22 protein-coding genes are annotated in these 21,658 nt (G+C 61.4%); 6 read left to right on the top strand and 16 right to left on the bottom strand.

The genetic code is table 11. The annotated features are described in order from the left end of the window. Positions 1-327: 327 nt before the first annotated feature. The 3 genes from AC1RT4_RS03185 to AC1RT4_RS03195 all read right to left on the bottom strand — a co-directional run bounded on the left by AC1RT4_RS03185 (position 328) and on the right by AC1RT4_RS03195 (position 4,074). Positions 328-1,506: a cystathionine gamma-synthase gene (locus AC1RT4_RS03185; protein WP_007957389.1), complete on the bottom strand. Its 1,179-nt coding sequence runs from the start codon at positions 1,504-1,506 to the stop codon at positions 328-330. Then, entirely contained in the window at positions 1,503-2,879 is a 1,377-nt protein-coding gene (locus tag AC1RT4_RS03190; RefSeq protein WP_493083485.1) for a pyridoxal-phosphate dependent enzyme, read from the bottom strand. Before AC1RT4_RS03190 ends, AC1RT4_RS03185 begins: the two co-directional genes overlap by 4 nt. A gap of 259 nt (positions 2,880-3,138) precedes the next feature. Further along, a complete protein-coding gene (locus AC1RT4_RS03195) occupies positions 3,139-4,074 on the bottom strand; it encodes a Ppx/GppA family phosphatase (RefSeq protein WP_011334624.1) in 936 nt (311 codons plus the stop codon). A 295-nt stretch (positions 4,075-4,369) separates the two neighbouring features. Here AC1RT4_RS03195 and AC1RT4_RS03200 point away from each other — a divergent pair, with 295 nt between their 5' ends. Both AC1RT4_RS03200 and map read left to right on the top strand, forming a co-directional pair. Further along, the gene (locus AC1RT4_RS03200; protein WP_011334623.1) at positions 4,370-4,630 is read left to right on the top strand and encodes a ParD-like family protein; all 261 of its coding nucleotides are present in this window, start codon (positions 4,370-4,372) and stop codon (positions 4,628-4,630) included. Continuing rightward, positions 4,627-5,418: a type I methionyl aminopeptidase gene (map, locus tag AC1RT4_RS03205; RefSeq protein WP_493083489.1), complete on the top strand. Its 792-nt coding sequence runs from the start codon at positions 4,627-4,629 to the stop codon at positions 5,416-5,418. The genes AC1RT4_RS03200 and map overlap by 4 nt, the downstream gene beginning before the upstream one ends. Positions 5,419-5,481: 63 nt before the next feature. Here the strand turns inward: map and AC1RT4_RS03210 are convergent, their stop codons facing one another. The 5 genes from AC1RT4_RS03210 to ribBA form a co-directional block, all read right to left on the bottom strand. Then, entirely contained in the window at positions 5,482-6,636 is a 1,155-nt protein-coding gene (locus tag AC1RT4_RS03210; RefSeq protein ID WP_493083491.1) for an ABC transporter ATP-binding protein, read from the bottom strand. Between the two features lie 17 nt (positions 6,637-6,653). Further along, on the bottom strand, positions 6,654-7,463 hold the full coding sequence (locus tag AC1RT4_RS03215; RefSeq protein WP_493083493.1) for an ABC transporter permease: 810 nt from the start codon (positions 7,461-7,463) through the stop codon (positions 6,654-6,656). A gap of 6 nt (positions 7,464-7,469) precedes the next feature. Continuing rightward, complete coding sequence (locus AC1RT4_RS03220; RefSeq protein ID WP_493084444.1) at positions 7,470-8,414, bottom strand: ABC transporter permease; 945 nt, start codon at positions 8,412-8,414, stop codon at positions 7,470-7,472. Then, positions 8,411-9,436 (bottom strand): ABC transporter substrate-binding protein, encoded by a 1,026-nt coding sequence (locus AC1RT4_RS03225; protein WP_493083495.1) that lies wholly within the window; start codon positions 9,434-9,436, stop codon positions 8,411-8,413. Before AC1RT4_RS03225 ends, AC1RT4_RS03220 begins: the two co-directional genes overlap by 4 nt. Before the next feature lie 166 nt (positions 9,437-9,602). After that, the gene (gene ribBA / locus AC1RT4_RS03230; protein ID WP_064380429.1) at positions 9,603-10,712 is read right to left on the bottom strand and encodes a bifunctional 3,4-dihydroxy-2-butanone-4-phosphate synthase/GTP cyclohydrolase II; all 1,110 of its coding nucleotides are present in this window, start codon (positions 10,710-10,712) and stop codon (positions 9,603-9,605) included. 65 nt (positions 10,713-10,777) lie between these two features. Between ribBA and AC1RT4_RS03235 the strand changes: the two genes are divergently transcribed. After that, the gene (locus AC1RT4_RS03235; protein ID WP_493083497.1) at positions 10,778-11,071 is read left to right on the top strand and encodes a DUF1330 domain-containing protein; all 294 of its coding nucleotides are present in this window, start codon (positions 10,778-10,780) and stop codon (positions 11,069-11,071) included. Between the two features lie 138 nt (positions 11,072-11,209). Further along, positions 11,210-11,692, top strand: coding sequence for a hypothetical protein (locus AC1RT4_RS03240; protein WP_493083499.1), 483 nt, complete (start codon positions 11,210-11,212; stop codon positions 11,690-11,692). 57 nt (positions 11,693-11,749) lie between these two features. On the opposite strand, the gene AC1RT4_RS03245 is transcribed toward AC1RT4_RS03240, so the two are convergent. Genes AC1RT4_RS03245 through AC1RT4_RS03275 form a run of 7 tightly spaced genes read right to left on the bottom strand, consistent with a single transcriptional unit; the run spans position 11,750 to position 16,972 of the window. Next, a complete protein-coding gene (locus AC1RT4_RS03245; protein ID WP_127798406.1) occupies positions 11,750-12,313 on the bottom strand; it encodes an NUDIX hydrolase in 564 nt (187 codons plus the stop codon). Position 12,314: 1 nt separating this feature from the next. Further along, a complete protein-coding gene (locus AC1RT4_RS03250; protein WP_007957403.1) occupies positions 12,315-13,079 on the bottom strand; it encodes a GntR family transcriptional regulator in 765 nt (254 codons plus the stop codon). A gap of 58 nt (positions 13,080-13,137) precedes the next feature. Continuing rightward, positions 13,138-13,527 carry a carboxymuconolactone decarboxylase family protein gene (locus AC1RT4_RS03255; RefSeq protein WP_085746232.1) on the bottom strand — a complete coding sequence of 130 codons (390 nt, stop codon included), beginning with the start codon at positions 13,525-13,527 and terminating at the stop codon, positions 13,138-13,140. An 11-nt stretch (positions 13,528-13,538) separates the two neighbouring features. Continuing rightward, the gene (locus AC1RT4_RS03260) at positions 13,539-14,024 is read right to left on the bottom strand and encodes a flavin reductase family protein (RefSeq protein ID WP_074688589.1); all 486 of its coding nucleotides are present in this window, start codon (positions 14,022-14,024) and stop codon (positions 13,539-13,541) included. 12 nt (positions 14,025-14,036) lie between these two features. Continuing rightward, positions 14,037-15,518: an aldehyde dehydrogenase gene (locus AC1RT4_RS03265; protein WP_493083503.1), complete on the bottom strand. Its 1,482-nt coding sequence runs from the start codon at positions 15,516-15,518 to the stop codon at positions 14,037-14,039. Further along, positions 15,515-16,348: an alpha/beta fold hydrolase gene (locus tag AC1RT4_RS03270; protein ID WP_085603067.1), complete on the bottom strand. Its 834-nt coding sequence runs from the start codon at positions 16,346-16,348 to the stop codon at positions 15,515-15,517. Before AC1RT4_RS03270 ends, AC1RT4_RS03265 begins: the two co-directional genes overlap by 4 nt. Positions 16,349-16,381: 33 nt before the next feature. Beyond that, positions 16,382-16,972: an amino acid synthesis family protein gene (locus tag AC1RT4_RS03275; RefSeq protein WP_007957412.1), complete on the bottom strand. Its 591-nt coding sequence runs from the start codon at positions 16,970-16,972 to the stop codon at positions 16,382-16,384. 325 nt (positions 16,973-17,297) lie between these two features. Here AC1RT4_RS03275 and AC1RT4_RS03280 point away from each other — a divergent pair, with 325 nt between their 5' ends. Together AC1RT4_RS03280 and AC1RT4_RS03285 are read left to right on the top strand one after the other, a co-directional pair. Beyond that, positions 17,298-18,326: a WD40/YVTN/BNR-like repeat-containing protein gene (locus AC1RT4_RS03280; RefSeq protein ID WP_493083506.1), complete on the top strand. Its 1,029-nt coding sequence runs from the start codon at positions 17,298-17,300 to the stop codon at positions 18,324-18,326. Between the two features lie 28 nt (positions 18,327-18,354). Continuing rightward, positions 18,355-20,739 carry an efflux RND transporter permease subunit gene (locus AC1RT4_RS03285; RefSeq protein ID WP_007957414.1) on the top strand — a complete coding sequence of 795 codons (2,385 nt, stop codon included), beginning with the start codon at positions 18,355-18,357 and terminating at the stop codon, positions 20,737-20,739. An 82-nt stretch (positions 20,740-20,821) separates the two neighbouring features. On the opposite strand, the gene AC1RT4_RS03290 is transcribed toward AC1RT4_RS03285, so the two are convergent. Then, positions 20,822-21,541: a FadR/GntR family transcriptional regulator gene (locus AC1RT4_RS03290; RefSeq protein ID WP_115078210.1), complete on the bottom strand. Its 720-nt coding sequence runs from the start codon at positions 21,539-21,541 to the stop codon at positions 20,822-20,824. Positions 21,542-21,658: the final 117 nt, after the last annotated feature.

Raw genomic sequence — 21,658 nt, forward strand, 5'->3', positions numbered from 1 at the left:
TCGGTTCGCTTCCTTGCAGGCCTGCGCTAGAAAACAATCAGTCTAAAAACCGCGTAGCGCAATGCAGCGTGTTTGCTAGGCTCAAGGATGTAGGCGAAGACGCAGACTGATGCGCAAGCGGATAGCGAGGAAGCGTTGGGCGCGTTCCGAAGGGTACACGGTTAGAAAGAACCCCGCGCTGGGTTCCAGCCCTTATGCCGTGTGAAGCAGCAGAGCACATTGCCTGTACTGTGGGAGTCCTGAGAAACCTCGTAAGCCAGAGACCAGCACTGGCCGCCTACTCAAACACCAAAGCCCGCCTCGTGCGGGCTTTGACGTTTTCGGGCGTTAGATACTGGCCAACGCCTGCGCCAGATCCGCGCGCAGGTCTTCGATGTCCTCGACGCCCACCGACAGACGCACCAGGCTGTCACCGATGCCAAGCTTGGCACGGGTTTCGGCCGGAATGGTCGCGTGAGTCATGATCGCCGGGTGCTCGATCAGGCTTTCCACACCGCCGAGGCTTTCGGCCAAAGCGAAGATCTGCACGTTCTCCAGGAAGCGACGGGCGCCCGCCAGATCACTGTTCAGATCCAGGGAAATCATCCCGCCGAAACCACGCATCTGACGCTTGGCCAGTTCGTGCTGCGGGTGGGATTCCAGACCCGGGTAGTAGACACGTTTGACCTGCGGCTGCTGTTCCAGCCAGCGCGCCAGCTCCAGCGCGTTGCTGCAATGACGCTCCATACGCAGCGCCAGGGTCTTCACGCCACGCAGGGTGAGGAACGCGTCGAACGGGCCGGAGATGGCGCCGACAGCGTTCTGCAGAAAGCCCAGGCGCTCGGCCAGCGCCGGATTGTCACCGACCACCGCGATCCCGCCGATCACGTCGGAGTGACCGTTCAGGTATTTGGTGGTCGAGTGCAGCACGATGTCGAAACCCAGTTCCAGCGGACGCTGGATCCACGGGCTGGCGAAGGTGTTGTCGGCCACGCAAAGGATCCCGCGCGCCTTGCAGATGCGCGCGATGGCGGCGAGGTCGGACAGGCCCAGCAGCGGGTTGGTCGGGCTCTCCACAATCACCATGCGCGTGTCGTCCTGCAACGACGCTTCGAACGCCGACAGATCCGCCAGATCGACGAAGCTGAAACGATGCCCGGCACTGCGCTGGCGCACCTTGTCGAACAGACGGAACGTGCCGCCGTACAGGTCATTGCCGGACACGATGTGCGAGCCGGCGTCGAGCAGTTCGAGCACGGTGGAAATCGTCGCCAGCCCGGACGCAAAGGCGAACGCCTGGGTGCCGCCCTCCAGATCCGCCACGCAACGCTCCAGGGCAAAACGCGTCGGGTTGTGCGAGCGACCGTAGTCGAACCCCTTGTGCACGCCGGGGCTGTCTTGCAGGTACGTAGAGTTGGCGTAGATCGGCGGCATCAGCGCGCCGGTGGTCGGGTCCGGCGTTTGCCCGGCGTGGATCACGCGGGTGGCGAAGCCCTGTTGACGGGCGTTCTTGTCGTGCTGGCTCATGCCAGGGATCTCCGTAATTGATTGAGCATGTCGACGCGGGTGATCAGGCCGTGGAAGCCCGAAGTGTCGGCGATGATGGCCACCAGGCCGCTGCTGAGCACGGCTTCCAGTTCAGCCAGCGTGGCGCCGGGGGCGAGGGTTTGCAACTTGTCCGTCATCGCATGGGCGACGGGTTTGCTGAAGAGCGAGGCGTCTTCGTGCACACGCACCAGAATGTCCGACTCGTCGATCACACCGACCAGTTGCTTGCCATCCACCAGCACCGGCAGTTGCGAAACGTCTGCCAGGCGCATGCGCTGGAAGGCGGTCATCAGCGTATCGTCCGGGCCGACGCTGACGACTTTGCCGTCTTCGAAACGTCGGGCAATCAGGTCGCGTAGGTCGCCGTAACGCTTGCGCTGCAACAGGCCCTGATCGGTCATCCACTGATCGTTGTAGACCTTCGACAGGTAACGAGTACCGGTATCGCAGACGAAGCTGACCACGCGTTTCGGCTCAGTCTGTTCGCGGCAGTAACGCAGCGCGGCGGCGAGCAGGGTGCCAGTGGACGAGCCACCCAGAATACCTTCGGCCTTCAACAACTGGCGCGCGTGATCGAAGCTTTCTTCGTCGCTAATCGAGTAGGCGCTGCGCACGCTCGACAGGTCGGTGATCGACGGAATGAAGTCTTCGCCGATGCCTTCCACTGCCCAGGATCCGGCGGTGCCCAAGTGCTTGCTGCGGCTGTATTCAGCCATTACCGAACCGACCGGGTCGGCCAGGACCATTTCAAGGTCCGGTTGAACGCGTTTGAAGAAACGGGTCAGGCCGGTCAGGGTGCCGGCCGAGCCGACGCCGACCACGATCGCGTCGAGGTCATGCTCGGTCTGGGCCCAGATTTCAGGCCCGGTGCTGCACTCGTGGGCCAGCGGGTTGGCCGGGTTGTTGAACTGGTCGGCGAAGAACGCGCCGGGAATGTCCTTGGCCAGGCGCGCGGCGACATCCTGGTAATACTCGGGATGGCCCTTGCCGACATCGGAGCGGGTGATGTGCACTTCGGCGCCCATGGCCTTGAGGTGCAGGACTTTTTCGGTGGACATTTTGTCCGGCACCACCAGCACGACGCGGTAGCCCTTGGCGCGGCCGACCAGGGCCAGGCCCAGACCGGTGTTGCCGGCGGTGGCTTCGACGATCGTGCCGCCCGGTTGCAGTCGACCATCGCGCTCAGCGGCGTCGATCATGGCCAGACCGATGCGGTCCTTGATCGAACCGCCGGGGTTCTGTGATTCGAGTTTGAGAAACAGGGTGCAGGGACCGGTATCGAAGCGGGTGACTTGTACCAGCGGCGTATTGCCGATCAGCCCAAGTACGGCAGGGCGTGAATCCTTTGACATCTCTTCACCTCTTTGTGGTGTTGATCGCGTTCCATTCGCGGGGAAAAAGCTCGCGTGCAACATAGGCTCTGACCTGAGCTGCCGCAACCTTTAAACGGCCGGAAATACAGCCATTTCGATCTAACGATAGAACGAAATCGGAGAGGGGAAGGAAGTGATTTGCAGGGGTTTATACGCAGGCGTCATCGAGTATTGAAAGGGCGTCTTCCGCGTCACGAAGCGCTTGATCCGGCAGTGAAAATCCTGCAGCGAAAATCGCTCAGTGGTTGCTCATCAGACCGTGCAGCACGCCCAGTCGCAAGCCGGGTTCGGACGGCACCATTTGCGAGATGCCGAACACTTTGAACGCCGCCAGCATGACCACCAGGCCTCCGGGCAGGATGCTCTGGCGATGGGGTTGCAGGCCGGCCAGTTTCAGCTGTTGAACATTGCTGACTTCCAGCAGGCGCAACGACAGCCGCAACAGGCCGCCGTAGGTGATACCGCTCTCGCCATGATCGTTCAGGCGATTGGCCTTGAGCACTTTGGCGAGCATCCGCGCGGTACCCGAGGAACCGATGGTTTGCTGCCAGCCCTGGGCGCGGTAACGACGGGCGACCTTTTCGAATTGCAGAATGGCCACGCGTTCGGCTTCTTGCAGGGCGCCGGGAGAAATCTCGCCGTTGCGAAAGTAACGCGTGCTCAAGGTGCCGCTGCCGAGGGCGATGCTCTCGGTCAGCAGCGGTTGCGAGCCCTGTCCGAGAATCAGTTCGGTGGAGCCGCCACCAATGTCGACCACCAGACGCATGTCATCGGCAACCGGCAGGGTGTGGGCCACACCGGCGTAGACCAGACGTGCTTCTTCATGGCCGGAAATCACATCGATGCGAAACCCCAGATGCCGTTCCGCGCTGGCCAGAAACAGCTGCGCATTGTCCGCCTCGCGCACCGCGCTGGTGGCGACCGCGCGCACGCGACCGGGCTCGAAACCGCGCAGCTTCTTGCCGAACCGCGCCAGCGCCTGCCAGCCGCGATCCAGCGCCATTTCATCCAGTGCCCGACCGTCGAAACCTTCCGCCAGCCGCACCGGCTCGCGCAAGGTTTTGACCTCCTGAATCATGAAGCCCTTTCTGCTGCGCACCGACTGGCCGATCATCATGCGAAAGGCATTGGAACCGAGGTCGATGGCGGCAAACAGCGAGGTGTCTTCTTTCATGGGGATCCTTGCAAATCTTCCGTCGGGAGGCGCGGGACGGTTTGCGAGGATTCTGCCGTGGGTTCGATGACAACCTGATGACGCGGGCGGGGCGGTTCAGTGAATTCATCGCTGTCATGACACTGTCATTATCGGCTGCCCATACTTGGCCCCAATACATCGCGTGCTTTTCATGATTCGGCTGCCTTCCGGGCAGCTTTTTTTTGCCTGCGATTTACCCGGCGCGCAAAATTTGCAATCCCGGACGATGCACGATTAATATACGATCCATATACACTTCGTATCGGATATTGCCATGGGCATCGTAAAGATTTCAGAGGACATGCACGAGAATCTGCGCATCTCCAGCAACGCACTCAGCCGCTCGATCAACGCGCAGGCCGAACACTGGATGCGCATCGGCATGCTCGCCGAGCTGTATCCCGACCTTGATCACCACGCCATTTGCCGGTTGCTGATTCGCGCCGAACAGTCGGGCGGTCTGGATCTGCAGCAAGTCTGCGCACTGGCGGATGCCGCGCAGAACGCCTCGGTCAAAGAGGCGGCCAAGGCATGAGAAACCCGATCAAGATCAACACCCAGGCCGAAATCGCCCAATCCCGAGAGGCCGGCAGACTGGCCGCCGAGGTACTGGCGATGCTGGTGCCGCACGTCAAGGCTGGCGTCACCACCGATCAGCTCGACCAGTTGTGCAACGACTACATCGTCAATGTGCAGAAAGCCATTCCGGCCAACGTCGGTTACCACGGCTTCCCGAAAACCGTCTGCGCCTCAGTCAACGAAGTGGTCTGCCACGGCATTCCTTCCAAGCGCGTGCTGAAGGACGGCGACATCGTCAACCTCGACATCGCGGTGATCAAGGACGGCTGGTTCGGCGATACCAGCCGCATGTACGTGGTCGGCGAGCCGACGCCCGAGGCACGGCACCTGATCAAGACCACTTACGACGCCATGTGCGCGGGCATCCGCGTCGTGCGGCCGGGCGCCACGTTGGGTGACATCGGTCATGCGATCCAGACGCTGGCGGAGAAGGAAGGTTTCAGCGTGGTGCGCGAGTACTGCGGGCACGGGATCGGCAAGGTTTATCACGATGAGCCGCAGGTGCTGCATTACGGTTATCCGGAGCAGGGACTGAAGCTGAAGGCGGGGATGATCTTTACCATCGAACCGATGCTCAATTCTGGCAAGCGGCATGTGAAAAGTCTGGCGGATGGCTGGACGGTGGTGACCAAGGATCAATCGTTGTCGGCGCAGTGGGAGCACATGATTGCGGTGACGGAAGACGGGTTTGAGGTGTTGACGGCCTGGCCGGATGAGATTGAGGGCCTTAAGGCCATCGTCTGAAAAAAACGGCCACCGCAACCCGACGTTGCGGTGGCCAGAAGTGACACGCAAATCTCTGTTGAATCAGTGAGCACCGGCAGCTTTATTCAGATCGCTCTCAGCCCACTCGGTATAGACGCAAGCGTCCGCCGTCGCCCAACGCACCCGAACGGGATCCCCAGCCTTCAACGGCATCCCCGCCGCCGACAATGCTTTCACGGTCATGGACGTGCCCCCCGACGTGACCACACTGCACGTCTGACTCTCACCCAGAAACAGCACCTCAACCACCTTCGCCGAAACCTCGTTCCAGCCCGCTGCCAACGGCTCACTCGCCGCCTGCTGCACACTCAACGCCAACGCCTTTTCCGGCCGCACCATCAACAAAACATCCTGCCCGGTCTGCAATCCAGCGGTGAGGCGAATCGACAGCGACTGCCCCTCAAAACCCGCCGCCGCATTGCCCTGCGCCTTGAGCTTGAGGAAATTCGAGTTACCCAGAAACGACGCCACAAACGCATTCGGCGGATTCTGATAAAGGTCATAACCGCTGCCGAGTCCGACAATCTTGCCGTGACTGAAAATCGCGATGCGCTGGGACAGGCGCATGGCTTCTTCCTGATCGTGGGTCACGTAGACGATGGTGATGCCGAGGCGGCGATGCAGCTGGCGCAATTCATCCTGCAAGTCTTCACGCAGTTTCTTGTCCAGCGCCCCGAGCGGTTCGTCCATCAGCAGAATGCGTGGCTCGTAAACCAGCGCTCGCGCAATGGCGACCCGTTGCTGCTGGCCGCCGGACAGTTGCGAAGGGCGGCGATGGGCGAATTGTTCGAGCTGCACCAGTTTCAGCATCGCATCGACGCGTTTGTCACGTTCAGCTGCAGCGAGTTTGCGGATCGCCAGCGGGAACGCGATGTTGTCGCGCACCGACAAATGCGGGAACAGCGAATAACGCTGGAACACCATGCCGATGTCGCGCTTGTGCGGCGGCACGTTCACCAGCGACTGGCCGTTGACCAGGATCTCGCCGCTGCTCGGGGTTTCGAAGCCGGCGAGCATCGACAGCGTGGTGCTTTTGCCCGAGCCGCTGGAGCCGAGGAAGGTGAGGAATTCGCCGTCCTTGATGTCCAGCGAGATGTTGTCCACGGCCGCGAAATCGCCGTAGTGCTTGTTCAGGTTGCGCAGGCTGACCAGGGGTTTGTCGTTCTGCTGGGATGCGTCTTTGATCACGGCACTCATGTCGTACTCCTGGGCGCTCAGGCGCTGATTTCGTTGCGCCGGCGCAGGGCGGCGGCGATCACCATGACCAATACCGACAGGCCGATCAGCAGCGTCGAGGCGACGGCGATCACGGGCGTCAGGTCCTGGCGCAGGGTGGTCCACATTTTCACGGGAAGGGTTTGCAGGGTCGGGCTGGCCATCATCACGCTGAGCACCACTTCGTCCCACGAAACCAGGAAAGCGAAGAGGGCGCCGGCCACCATCCCCGGACGAATCGCCGGGAAGGTCACCTTGAACACCGCTTGCAGGCGTGACGCACCGCAGATCACTGCTGCGTCCTCAATCGACTGATCGAACAGCTTCAGCGAGTTGATGATCGAGATGATGGTGAACGGCAGCGCGACGACCACATGGCTGACCACGAAGGCGAACATCGTCCCGGTGTAACCGAGCTTGAGGAACAGCGCGTACACCGCCACCGCGATGATCACCAGTGGGACGATCATCGGCAGGGTGAACAGACCGTAGAGCATTTCCCGGCCGGGGAAGCGTCCGCGCACCAGCGCAAAGGCCGTCGGCAAACCGAGGGCGACGGCGCAGATCGTGGTCAGTACCGCGACCTTGAGGCTGGCCAACGCTGCGCTCATCCAGTCGGCATTGGAGAAAAACTGCACGTACCATTTCAGCGTCCAGCCCGGTGGCGGGAACACCAGCCACTGGGACGAACCGAACGACAGCAGGACGATGAACACGATCGGCAACAGCAGGAACAGGCCGATCAGCCCGGTGGTGAAATACAGGCCGAAGCGCATCCGGCGACTCATGGCATTGGGCGTCAGGAGCATGTCGGCTTACCTCGCGTTACTGGCGCCAACCGGGGATTCCGGTTGCAGCTTCAGGTAGACGTAGAACAGCACCAGCGTGATGACGATCAGCAACGCGGCGCCGGCGCTGGCCAGGCCCCAGTTGAGGAACGACTGCACCTGCTGAATGATGAATTCCGGCAGCATCATGTTCTGCGCCCCGCCGAGCAGCGCCGGGGTGACGTAGTAACCGAGCGACATCACGAACACCATCAACCCGCCGGACGCCAGACCCGGCCGGCACAGCGGCAGGAACACCCGGAAGAAGTTGGTCCACGGGCTCGCGCCACAGATCGAGCCGGCCTGCAGGATCATCGGGTCGATGGCCTGCATGGTCGCCTGCAACGGCAGCACGATGAACGGGATCATGATGTAGCTCATGCCGATCACCACGCCGGTCAGGTTGTGCACCATTTCCAGCGGCTGATCGATGATGCCCATGGCCATCAAGGCTTTATTGATGACGCCCGAAGCCTGCAACAGCACCAGCCACGAATAGGTGCGGGCGAGGAGGCTGGTCCACATCGACAACAGCACGATGTTCAGAATCCAGCGGCCCCAGCCCCGGGGCACCAAAGTGATTGCCCAAGCCAGCGGAAAGCCCAAAAGCAGGCTGAACACCGTCACCAGTCCCGCCACCGAAAAGGTGTTGAACAGCACCCGGGCGTACGCCGAGTTGGCGAACAGTTGTTCATAGTTGCCAAGACCCGGCACCGGTTCCAGCACGCCGCGCAGCAACAAGCCAATCAGCGGGGCGAGAAAGAACAGACCGAGGAACAGCAGCGCCGGCGCGAGATTGCCGACGCCGCGCCAGCGTTGCTTGAGGGACGGGGCTTGCGCCATTGCACTCGCCTTGCCTGACGCCGGTCCGGCAGCGCTTGCGGCGCTCCCGGTGGCAGTGGAGGGACGGGACGCGGTGGCCGCCATTTTCATTTGACCAGCCATTCGTTCCACCGTGTCGCGATGGCCGGACCGTTCTTGGCCCAGTACGCGAAATCAAGAGTGATCTGATCCTTAGCGTAGGCAGTCGGCAGGTTCGGGGCCAGCGTCGAGTCCAGACGCGCCACGCTGTCGACGTTGACCGGGGCGTAGGCGGTCAGGTTGGAGAAGTCGGCCTGACCCTTCGCGCTGCTGGCGCTGGCCAGGAACTTCATCGCCGCGTCCTTGTTTTTCGCGCCCTTTGGTACGACCAGAATGTCCGCCATTACGAGGTTCTGTTTCCAGCTCACGCCGACCGGTGCGCCGTCTTCCTGCAGGGCGTGGATCCGGCCGTTCCAGAACTGGCCCATGCTCGCTTCACCGGAGGCCAGCAGTTGCTGCGACTGCGCGCCGCCGCCCCACCAGACGATGTCTCTCTTGATGGTGTCGAGTTTCTTGAAGGCGCGATCGAGGTCCAGCGGGTAGAGCTTGTCGGCCGCTACGCCATCGGCGAGCAGGGCCAGTTCGAGCACGCCGGGGCTCGGCCATTTATAGAGAGCGCGTTTGCCGGGGAAGGTCTTGGTGTCGAACAGCGCGCTCCAGTCCTGCGGCTTGTTGGCGCCGAGTTTGCCCTCGTTGTAGCCGAGGACGAAGGAGAAGAAGAACGAGCCGACGCCGTGGTCGCTGACAAAACGCGGGTCGATCTTGTCGCGCTGGATCTGTTTGAAATCGAGGGGTTCGAGCAGGCCTTCGGCAGCGGCGCGCAGGGCGAAGTCGGCTTCGACGTCGACCACGTCCCATTGCACGTTGCCGCTTTCGACCATGGCCTTGAGTTTGCCGTAGTCGGTCGGGCCGTCCTGCACGACGGTGATGCCGCTGGCCTTGCTGAACGGATCGGCCCAGGCCTGTTTCTGCGCATCCTGGGTGCTACCACCCCAGCTGACAAAGTTCACACTCTCGGCGGCCATCGCGGCCTGGCCGGTCACGCTCAGCAGTCCCGCGAAAAAGATCGCGGTTGCAGCTTTGTTCAACACCATTTTTACGCCCTCATTGTTGTGTTTTTGAGCGGGCTTGCGTTGTTGCCCGCCTGTCGGGAGCAGTAGCTGGACGGTTTTTCAGGTCGTCCGGTCTATGGAATATCATATTATGGTATTCCAAACTTTGTGCAAGCACTTTGCCGTACCGGCTATCTGGCAAACGGGGTTATTCGGTGAAGGGAATGCTCTCGACCACTTCCAGATCGTAGCCGGTCAAACCGGCATATTTCAGCGGCGGGCCCAGGTGACGCAGCTTGCCGACGCCCAGGTTCTGCAGAATCTGCGCCCCGGTGCCGACCTCCGAATAGATCCGCGATTGCGAGCGGCTGAACTGCCGTGGCGGCTGAGTCAGTTGCGGAATTCGCTCCAGCAACGCCTGGGAAGACTCATGATTGGCCAGCACCACGACCACGCCATGCCCCTCGGCCGCGACCCGTTGCAGCGCCGCCCACAACGTCCAGTTCGTCGGCCCGCTGTACTCGGCGCCAACCAGATCGCGCAGCGGATCGATCACATGCACGCGCACCAGCGTCGGCTCTTCGCGGCGTAATTCACCCATGACCATCGCCATGTGCACGCCGCCCTCGATGCGATCTTCGAAGGTGATCAAACGGAAGGTGCCATGCACCGTCGGCAGCTCCCGCTCACCGATACGCTCGATGGTGTGTTCGGTGCTCAGGCGATAGTGAATCAGGTCGGCGATGGTGCCGATCTTGATCCCGTGCTTGCGCGCGAAGACTTCCAGATCCGGGCGGCGGGCCATGGTGCCGTCGTCGTTCATCACCTCGACAATCACCGAGGCCGGCGTGAAACCCGCCAGACGCGCCAGATCACAACCGGCCTCGGTGTGACCGGCACGGGTCAACACACCACCTTCCTTGGCACGCAGCGGAAAGATATGGCCGGGCTGCACCAGGTCTTCCGCGCGAGCATTCGGCGCCACCGCAGCGGCCACCGTGCAAGCGCGGTCAGCAGCGGAAATGCCGGTCGTCACGCCGACCGCCGCTTCGATGGAAACCGTGAACGCGGTACTGAACACACTGCCATTGCTCGGCACCATCTGCTCCAGTCCCAGACGCTGGCAATGATCGTCAGTCAACGTCAGACAAATCAGCCCCCGAGCCTCACGGGCCATGAAACTGATCGCCTCGGGCGTGCAACGATCAGCGGCCAGCAGCAGGTCGCCTTCGTTTTCCCGATCCTCGTCATCGACCAGCAACACCATTTTGCCGAGGCGATAATCTTCGATGATTTCTTCGATGCTGTTGAAGGCCATGCTGGACTCTCGATGTTAGTGAAATTCGTGGTATACCATAATACAAAACCAACCAAGAGGTCACTATGAAGGCGTACTGGATTGCTCACGTGGACATCACCGATCCCGATCACTACAGCCAATACACCCAGCGCGCGCCGAAAGCGTTCGCCGAGTTCGGCGCGAAGTTTTTAGCCAGAGGCGGGCGCAGCGAAGCGATGGAAGGTCGGGCGACGCCGCAGCGCAGCGTGGTGATTGAATTCGACAGTTATGAGCAGGCCGTGGCGTGCTACCGCTCGGCGACGTATCAGGAAGCGAAGAGCTACCGGGAGGAATGGGCGCGGGCGGAGATCATCATTGTGGAAGGGATGGCGCTGTAACGGCTTGCCCACTAGCCCTCAGGAACCACAGAATCGAACGTGGCGGCGATCTTTTGATATTTTTCAGAATCAGGAGATCGCCCGCAGAAAGGAATTTAATGCCTGCGGTTTTACACGATGTGCTCTAAGGGAATATTGATGCGCATGACAAATGGAATGTTTGCAGGTAGGCGAGTAAGTCTCTGGCTAGTGGCTGCTCTATCTATAAATGCAGTCTTTCTGGCTTTTCTGATTTTCGGGAACAGTGCGAAGGGACGCGATCTGGAGATGGTTAAAACCAAAGAGCCACTGCTGATCGAAGGGCAAACTGGCGATGAAAATTACTATGTCCTGCCGATGGGAACAACGCTATATCACGATAAAAGCTTTCCTGAAGGGCACGATCGTTATGTTGTGTATCTGAATCACAAAGGTGCCATTGCCCACGAAGAAGTCCCAATGAAGCCTGAATATGGCGGTTCTTTTATTGATCCTCTTTGGCTCGCCAATATTGATGCCGATACCTTGAAGGACATTTTCAAGCGTTTCCCGCTCTCCAGGAAAGACATCTCCGCTGCTCTCAAAGCCAATGAAATCACCAAAGATGATCTGGCGGATATCATTCGTGCGATGCCGGATTGAGTGAACAGCTGTCGAGGACCCGGGCCCAGCTCTGCATCTCTGGCAAGTGACGTTTAATCAACGCATGAAATGAATCTTGCCGCTGTCGTCATTGCCCATGTACATGCCATACACCCCGGCCTGGCGTTCCTCGATGTAGCGTTCGAGGATCTGCCGGATCGCCGGGTAGTAGATCTGGTCCCACGGGATGTCTTCCGGGGCGAAGAATTTGCAGGCGAGGGTTTCCGGGCCGTACTGTCCGGTGATCTCCAGCGCGAGGGCGCGGAAGATGATGTAGACCTCGCTGATCTTCGGCACGCTGAAGATCGAATACGGTGAGACGATTTCCGCGCGTACGCCGCTTTCTTCCCAGACTTCGCGCAGGGCGGCCTGTTCGGTGGTTTCGCCGCTTTCCATGAAACCGGCGGGCAGGGTCCAGGTGCCGGGGCGCGGGGGAATCGCCCGTTGGCACAGGAGGTATTTGCCGTCCTGCTCGATGATGCAGCCGGCGATGATCTTCGGGTTTACATAGTGGATGTAGCCGCAACCGCGGCACATCAGGCGCTCGTGCGTATCGCCCGGCGGCACCTGCTGACCGAGGTCAGCGCCACCGCATTTCGGGCAAAAGCTCGGGCTGAACATGTCAGTGACCTATGCGCGGTTCTTTCAGCGCGATGGGCAGGGTGATCGGCGGAGTGCTTTTGAGATCGGTGCCGGTCTCTTCCTGTTTGCGCTTGAGATAGTCGAGGGCCACGGCAGCCGCAGCCCGCACGTGATCGACGCACGCCTGATGCGCCGCCAGCGGATCGCCGCTCTTGATCGCCTCGACCATTTTTTCCATTTCGTGATTACTGGCGCCGCGACGGTTTTCCTGGGACACCGAGGTCGCGCGCAGGTAGCTGATGCGCGCCTGCAATTGACGCAACTGGGTGGCCGCAACATGGTTGCCCGAGCCTTCGAGCAGCACGTCGTAGAAACCCTGCACCGAGTCGATTACCTGCTGCAGCTCGCCGTCCTTGAGCGCCTTGCGGTTCTCGTCGAGGGCTTTTTCCAGGGCCTTGATGTCCTTGGCCTTGGCGCGCAGGGTGAACAGCTGGACGATCAGGCCTTCGAGCACGCAGCGCAGTTCATAGATGTCGACGGCATCGGCGAGGGTGATGATCGCCACGCGCGGACCCTTGGCGTCGGCGAATTCCACCAGGCCTTCGGATTCCAGGTGACGCAAGGCTTCACGCACCGACGTACGGCTCACGCCCAGGCGATCGCACAGATCGCGTTCCACCAGGCGATCGCCCGGCAGCAGCTGGAAGTTCATGATGGCGCTTCGCAGTTTATCCAGCACGATTTCGCGCAGGGTGACGGGGTTGCGATTGACCTTGAAGCTGTCGTCGAGTGGCAGGCGTTTCATGGGGTCCGCTCTTTAAGGTGGCTGTCCATGCCAGACGGGCATCAAAACAGCCGAGGGGTTAACTGGAGGCCTCGGCGTCGGCTTCGGCGAAGGCTTCACGGGCGAGCCGGAAACTGTCCACGGCTGCCGGGACGCCGCAATAAATACCGACCTGAAGCAGAATTTCGCGTATTTGCTCACGACTCAGGCCGTTACGCAAGGCGCCGCGCACATGCAGTTTCAGTTCGTGCGGGCGGTTGAGCGCCGAGATCATCGCCAGGTTGATCATGCTGCGCTCCTTAAGCGACAGGCCCTCGCGTCCCCAGACGTGGCCCCAGCAGTACTCGGTGACCATTTCCTGCAACGGGCGGGTGAAGTCGTCGGCGTTCTCGATCGAGCGCTGCACATAGGCTTGGCCCAGCACCTGGGTGCGGATCTTCAGGCCTTGCTCATACTTTTCGTTGCTCATGTGTCCTCCGCTCATCCCAGTGTCGGCAACGCGCCGAGCTTGCCCTTGTGATAGATCATCGGCGTCACCGGTTGCTCCGGCAGGATCAGGTTCTTCACCGCGCCAACGATGATCGCGTGATCGCCGCCGTCATATTCACGCCACAACTCACACTCGATGATCGCCGTGGCCTTGGCGAGGATCGGGTTACCGAGCTCGCTCAAATGCCACTCGATGCCGTTGGCCTTGTCCTTGCCTTTACCGGCGAAGGCGTAGGCCTCGGCGGTCTGGTCGGCGGACAGCAAATGGATCGCGAAACGCTTGCTGTCGCGCAGCACCGGATAGGTGTCGGAGGCGTAGTTGGGGCAGAACAGCACCAGCGCCGGATCAATCGACAGCGCACTGAAGGCGCTGGCGGTGATGCCGACAATGCCGCCGTCCGGGTCGAGGGTGGTGACCACCGTGACCCCGGACGGAAACGAGCTCATGACGTCTTTGTAAATGCCGGGTTCGATCATGTCGCAGGACTCCTAACGCATCACAAACGGATCAGGCATCGGTGCCTGGGAGAGGTTGATCCACACCGTTTTCAGTTCGGTGTAGGCCAGCACCGAATCGATGCCGCTTTCGCGTCCATAGCCACTGTTCTTGAAGCCGCCGATCGGTGCCATCGCCGACACCGCACGGTAGGTGTTGACCCAGATGATCCCCGAACGCACGTCCCGGGCCAGGCGATGGGCGCGGCCCAGGTCGCGGGTCCAGATGCCGGCGGCAAGGCCGAACTGCGAGTCGTTGGCGATCGCCAGCGCTTCGCCTTCATCCTTGAAACGGATCACCGAGGCCACCGGGCCGAAGACTTCTTCCTGCATGATCTTCATCGAATTGCGGTCGCACTCGAACAGCGTCGGTTCGTAGAACCAGCCATCACCGACGCCACTCGGCCGCTTGCCACCGAGACGCAGACGCGCACCTTCAGCGATGGCATCAGCCACCAGACCTTCAACCACCGCCAGTTGCTGCGCGGTGGCCATCGGGCCCATTTCGCTGCTGTCGTCCTGCGGGTTGCCGATGCGGATGTGCTGGGCGCGCTCCACCAATCGGCTTACGAATTCGTCGTAGATTTCATCCTGCACCAGCAGTCGCGAACCGGATACGCAACTCTGGCCAGACGCCGCGTAGATCCCCGCAATTGCGCCGTTGATCGCGCTGTCGAGATCGGCGTCGGCGAAGATGATGTTCGGCGACTTGCCGCCCAGTTCCAGCGACAGCTTGGCGAAGTTCTCGGCGCTGCTGCGCACCACATGCCGGGCCGTAGCCGCGCCGCCGGTGAAGGCGATCTTGCGGATCAGCGGATGGCGGGTGAGGGCGGCGCCCGTGCTCGGGCCGTAACCGGTGACGACGTTGACCACACCCGGTGGAATCCCGGCTTCGAGGGCCAGGCGCGCCAGTTCAAGAATGGTCGCCGAGGCATGCTCCGACGGCTTGATCACGATGGTGTTGCCCGCCGCCAGCGCCGGCGCCAGTTTGATCGCAGTCAGATACAGCGGGCTGTTCCACGGAATGATCGCGGCGACCACGCCCATGGCTTCGTGCACGGTGTAGGCGAACAGATCGGGTTTATCCAGCGGCAGGGTGCCGCCTTCGAGCTTGTCGGCAAGGCCGGCGGTGTAGTGGAAGAACTCCGGCAGATAACCGACCTGACCCCGGGTTTCGCGGATCAGTTTGCCGTTGTCGCGGCTTTCCAGCTGCGCCAGATGTTCCTTGTTTTCAGCGATCAGGTCACCGAGACGACGCAGCAGTTTGCCGCGCGCGGTGGCGGTCAAACCACGCCATGCCGGGCTGTCGAAAGCGGTCTGCGCGGCTTGCACGGCGCGTTCGACATCGGCCTCATCCGCGTCGGGCAACTCGGCCCAGGGTTCGGCCAGCGCCGGGTTGAGGCTTTCGAAAGTCTTGCCGGAGAGGGCGTCGACCCATTCTCCGCCGATGCACATCTGGAAGCGTGCGAGCGTCATGCAACGATCCCCTTTATATGGTTTTGTCGGGCGTGTGCGGTGTCGAGAAATTCCAGCAGCGTCTGGTTCACCAGCCGTGGCGACTCTACCGGCATCATATGCCGTTGCTCGGGCAGCACGGCAACCTTCGCACCGGGAATGCGCGCGGCCAGTTGCTCGGCCATTTCCGGGGTCGATCCGGGGTCCAGCTCGCCGGTGGCGATCAGCGTCGGCGCCTGGATGCTGCCCAGGTCGTCGGCGCGGTACATGTCCTGGGTGGCGAACAGTTCGTAGGTGGTCAGGTAACCCTGCGGATCATTGCCGGCCAAGGTCTGGCGGATCGCAGCGATCTGCGCCGGGTTGGCCGCCTGATATTCGCGGCTGAACCAGCGTGACAGCGCCGCTTCGGCATTCGCGTCCGGCCCGTGTTCGGCAGCTTGAGCGGTGCGGGCGATGACCCCGGCGCGCTGCTCTTCGCTGCGGTTGAACACACTGTTGAGCACCACCAGACTTTTCAGGCGCTCCGGGTAATGCAGGGCAAACGCCCGCGCCACCAGACCGCCCATGGAAAAGCCGATCACCGACGCCTCGGGCAATTGCAGGTGGTCGAGCAGCTCCAGCAACTGATCGGCATAGCCGAGCAGGGCGGTGCCGCTGGCCGGCCGCGGGCTGGCGCCATGGCCGAGCATGTCGTAGGCGATCACCCGGTATTGCGTGGCCAGGCCAACAATCTGGCCGCCCCACATTTCTTTGTTCAGGCCCACGCCGTGGATCAACACCACGGGTTGGCCTTGGCCGGTCGCCAGATAACTGGTGCCGGCCGGGGTGAGTTCAGCGGTGAGCCGAATCATGGAGCGCTCCTGCAATGCCTTTTTTTATTGTGATTACTGGGCTTTTTCGGCGGCCAGTTCTTCCAGATCGATGTAACGGTTGCCGATGCGCGGGTGCAGGCGACCACCGTCGGCGCACCCGAGCACCACGACGATTTCGTCGGCGCGCGGGGCGTCTTCGATCTGCATTTCCAGAGTGATGTAGTGCGAGCGCAGGCCTTCGTCGTCCTTGTGCATCATCGGGATCTGAATCGAAGTGCCCGGACCGCCGCGCTTGTTGGTGAAGCTCAGGTAACTCTTGGCCTTGACCGCTTCGCGGTAGTGATTGCCAAAGCGCAGGGTGTGGATCACCGCCGACGCGTGCTCGATTTCGCCGTCGGCGCCGACCACCGCGGCTTTGCCGTAGGCCTCGATCTTCTCGGCGCCGCCGATGATGCCCACCAGACGCTCGACCATCATTGCGCCGAGGTCCGAGCAATTGGCGCGGATCTGCGGCTTGAGGTCTTCGACAAAGCCATTGCCGACCCACGGGTTCTTCATCACGACGGCCAGGCCGACCATGGTCACCGGGGTGTCGGACGCCTTGCCGCCTTCGATGAAGGTCTCTTCGACATAGCTGACGATCTTGCGAATTTCGAAACTCATGAGCTGCTCCGTAGGGGATAAAGAGTGTCTGTGCGTCTGATGGTATACCATAATACCGATCGTGCAAGTCCCCCTCGCAAGAATCCGTGCCATCAGTCGGACGAATGCCCGCGCATTCAGCTGCCGCTGTAGTCCCTTTCGGTTAACAAAAGATAACGTTGCGCCGATTGTCAGACGTTTCGAATGCCCGATAGGATGAGCCAGCTTCCGAAGGGGCTCTGGATGGCGGGTTTCAGGACTATGCTTGTGACCAGGCAGTCACCGTGAGCACCCTTGCGGCGCCCTTTAAGGTCCATGACCAACAATAATAAACAGGGGAAGGTCTATGAGTCGTTGCCGCCCGCCGGCGTTACGCAACACCGCGTTGCTGGCCACAGCACTCTCTCTGCTGGGCTTTGCCACATTGTCGGCGCCGGTTCTCGCCGCCGAAGCGCCAGCCGACGTGGTCTATTCCACCGAATCGGCCAAGGCCTCGAAAAGCCTGATGCTCGATGTCGTTCACGCCGGAACCCGACTGGTGGCGGTCGGGGATCGCGGGCACATTCTCTATTCCGACGATCAGGGCAAGACCTGGACCCAGGCCAAAGTGCCGAGCCGCCAGTTGCTGACCGCCGTGTACTTCGTCGATGACAAGCACGGCTGGGCCGTCGGCCACGACGCACAGATCCTCGCCAGCGAAGACGGCGGCCTGACCTGGACCAAACAGTTCGAAGACCTCAAGCGCGAATCGCCGCTGCTCGACGTCTGGTTCAAGGACGTCAACAGCGGCCTGGCCGTGGGTGCCTACGGCGCGCTGCTGGAAACCACCGACGGCGGCAAACACTGGGAAGACGTCAGCGATCGCCTCGACAACGAAGACCAGTTCCACCTCAACGCCATCGCTTCGGTGAAAGACGCCGGCCTGTTCATCGTCGGCGAGTCGGGCAGCATGTTCCGCTCCGCCGACTGGGGCCAGACCTGGGAAAAACTCGAAGGCCCGTACGAAGGCTCGCTGTTCGGCGTGATCGGTACGGCGCAGCCGCAAACCCTGCTGGCCTACGGTCTGCGCGGCAACCTTTACCGCTCCACCGATTTCGGCAGCACCTGGGAGCAGGTCGAACTGAAAGCTGCGCGCGGTTCGCTGGAGTTCGGCCTGTCCGGCGCCACGCTGCTTGAAGACGGCTCCATCGTCATCGTCGGCAACGGCGGCTCGGTGGTCAGCAGCAGTGACAACGGCGAAACCTTCAGCGTGTTCAACCGTCCGGATCGCATCTCGCTGTCGTCGGTCACCGCCGCCGGCAACGGCAATCTGATCCTGAGCGGGCAGGGTGGCGTTCGGGTCACTTCGCCGAACGGCGCCGAGCTGGGCAAATGAGCCGAATCAATAATAAGAAGGCGGGGCTATGACTTCCTTGAGCACTCATCATCAGGACAAGGCGACGTTTCTCGAGCGCCTGATCTTCAACAACCGCCCGGCAGTGATCGTGATCTGCCTGCTGGTCAGCATTTTCCTGTTCTGGCAGGCCACGCTGATCCGTCCGTCCACCAGTTTCGAAAAGATGATCCCGCTCAAGCATCCGTTCATTGAAAAGATGATGGAGCATCGCAACGATCTGGCGAACCTGGGCAACACCGTGCGTATCTCGGTGGAAGCGAAGGATGGCGACATCTTCTCCAAGGAGTACATGGAGACCCTGCGTCAGATCAACGACGAGGTGTTCTACATCTCCGGCGTCGACCGTTCCGGCCTCAAGTCGCTGTGGAGCCCGAGCGTGCGCTGGACCGAAGTGACCGAGGAAGGTTTTGCCGGCGGCGAAGTGATCCCGCAGAGCTACAACGGCTCCCAGGACAGCCTCGACCTGCTGCGCAACAACGTGCTCAAGTCCGGTCAGGTCGGGCGTCTGGTGGCCAACGACTTCAAGTCGAGCATCGTCGATATCCCGCTGCTGGAGTCCTACCCGGACCCGCAGGACCAGGGCAAGCTGCTGGCGCTGGACTATCGCCAGTTCTCCCATGAGCTCGAAGACAAGATCCGCAACAAGTTCGAAGCGCAGAACCCCAACGTCAAGATCCACATCGTCGGCTTCGCCAAGAAGGTCGGTGACCTGATCGACGGCCTGGTGATGGTGGTCATGTTCTTCGGCATCGCCTTTGTCATCACCCTGATCCTGCTGCTGTGGTTCACCAACTGCCTGCGCAGCACCGTGGCGGTGTTGAGCACCACGCTGGTGGCGGTGGTCTGGCAACTGGGGTTGATGCACTTCTTCGGGTTCGGCCTCGATCCGTATTCGATGCTGGTGCCGTTCCTGATCTTCGCCATCGGGATTTCCCACGGCGTGCAGAAAATCAACGGTATCGCCCTGCAATCCGGTGAGGCGGACAACGCGTTGACGGCCGCACGGCGGACCTTCCGTCAGTTGTTCCTGCCGGGGATGATCGCGATTCTGGCGGACGCCGTCGGCTTCATCACGCTGCTGATCATCGACATCGGCGTGATCCGCGAGCTGGCCATCGGCGCTTCCATCGGCGTGGCGGTGATCGTGTTCACCAACCTGATCCTGCTGCCGGTGGCGATTTCCTATGTCGGCATCAGCAAGCGCGCCATCGCCAAGAGCAAGAAGGACGCGCACCGCGAGCATCCGTTCTGGCGCCTGCTGTCGAACTTCGCCAACCCGAAAGTCGCCCCGATTTCCATCGCCCTGGCGCTGGTCGCCTTCGGCGGCGGTCTCTGGTACAGCCAGAACCTGAAGATCGGCGACCTCGACCAGGGCGCGCCGGAGCTGCGTCCGGACTCCCGCTATAACAAGGACAACAACTTCATCATCAGCAACTACTCGACCAGTTCCGACGTGCTGGTGGTGATGGTCAAGACCAAGTCCGAAGGCTGCTCGCGCTATGAAGCCATGGCGCCGATCGACGAGCTGATGTGGAAGATGCAGAACACCGAGGGCGTGCAGTCAGCGATCTCGCTGGTGACCGTGTCCAAGCAGATGATCAAGGGCATGAACGAGGGCAACCTGAAATGGGAAACCCTGTCGCGCAACCCGGACGTGCTGAACAACTCCATCGCCCGGGCCGACGGCCTGTACAACAACAGTTGCTCGCTGGCGCCGGTGCTGGTGTTCCTCAACGACCACAAGGCCGAAACCCTGGATCGCGCGGTGCATGCGGTGCAGGACTTCGCCAAGGAAAACAACAAGGAAGGCCTGGAATTCATCCTCGCGGCCGGTAACGCCGGGATCGAGGCGGCCACCAACGAGGTGATCAAGAAATCCGAGCTGACCATTCTGATCCTGGTGTACATCTGCGTCGCGGTCATGTGCATGATCACCTTCCGCTCGTGGGCGGCGACCTTGTGCATCGTGCTGCCGCTGGTGCTGACCTCGGTGCTGGGCAACGCGCTGATGGCGTTCATGGGCATCGGCGTGAAGGTTGCGACGCTGCCGGTGGTGGCGCTGGGCGTGGGGATCGGCGTCGACTACGGCATCTACATCTACAGCCGCCTGGAAAGTTTCCTGCGTGCCGGCCTGCCGTTGCAGGAAGCCTATTACCAGACCCTGAAGTCCACCGGTAAAGCGGTGCTGTTCACCGGTCTGTGCCTGGCCATCGGCGTGTGCACCTGGATCTTCTCGGCGATCAAGTTCCAGGCCGACATGGGCCTGATGCTGACCTTCATGCTGTTGTGGAACATGTTCGGCGCGCTGTGGCTGCTGCCGGCACTGGCGAAGTTCCTGATCAAGCCGGAGAAACTGGCGGGGCAGAAGGGCAATTCTTTGTTTGCTCACTGAGCCGGTTGGCTGAAATGAAAAAGCCGCAACCTTAGGGTTGCGGCTTTTTTATGCCTGCGGTGAGGGCAAGTTGTCTCAAGGCTTAAGAAAGATCCGCCCCCAGCACAACACTCAAGGCACTCCGCGCATCATCCAGCTGCACCAACGTCGCATGCCGCGCCCCCAACGCATCCCGATTCTCGATGGCCGTCAAAATCGCCTTGTGCCGTGGCAGCGCCAGTTCATGCAGATTCGGCCGCTGGTTCGAATGCTTCAACGCCTCGGCAATCGCCACCGACAGCATGTTGCACAGGTTCGCCAGCAAGTCGTTGTGGGTCGCGTCGGCAATCCGGCTGTGAAAATCCAGATCCGGTTGCAGCAAGGCTTCCGGCGTCGGCGCCGCTTCCATGCGTTGGTAAGCCTCGGCAATCGACGCGATATCGGCATCGGTCGCGTGCTGGGCGGCGAGGGCGGCGGCGGCGGGTTCGATGATGCTGCGCACGCTGGTCAGGACGTTGAAGAACTCGTTCTGCGGGCTGCTTTGCATCAGCCAGTGCAGCACGTCCGGGTCGAGCATGTGCCATTCGCGGCGCGGCTTGACCACGGTGCCGACGCGGGGTTTCGAATACACCAGGCCCTTGGCGACCAGCACTCGGGTGGCTTCGCGCAACACCGGCCGGCTGACCGCGTATTCCTCGCAGAGCAAGGCTTCGGCGGGCAGCTTGTCGCAGGGCAGAAAGCGTCCGGAAACAATCTGCATGCCCAGTTCCTGGACGATGCGCGAGTGCATGCTTTTACGGTCGGAAGGTTTGCGGTAATCCATGGGGAGTGGCGCGATCCTGAGCGATGGAGATGCCGCGCATCATAGCAGGCACGGCGTAATCTGGAGCGAGGCAATGATCGTTCCCACGTCGAGGCGTCGAACCGTCTGCGTGGGAAT

This window comes from Pseudomonas sp. GW821-FHT11D10 (assembly GCF_058808435.1).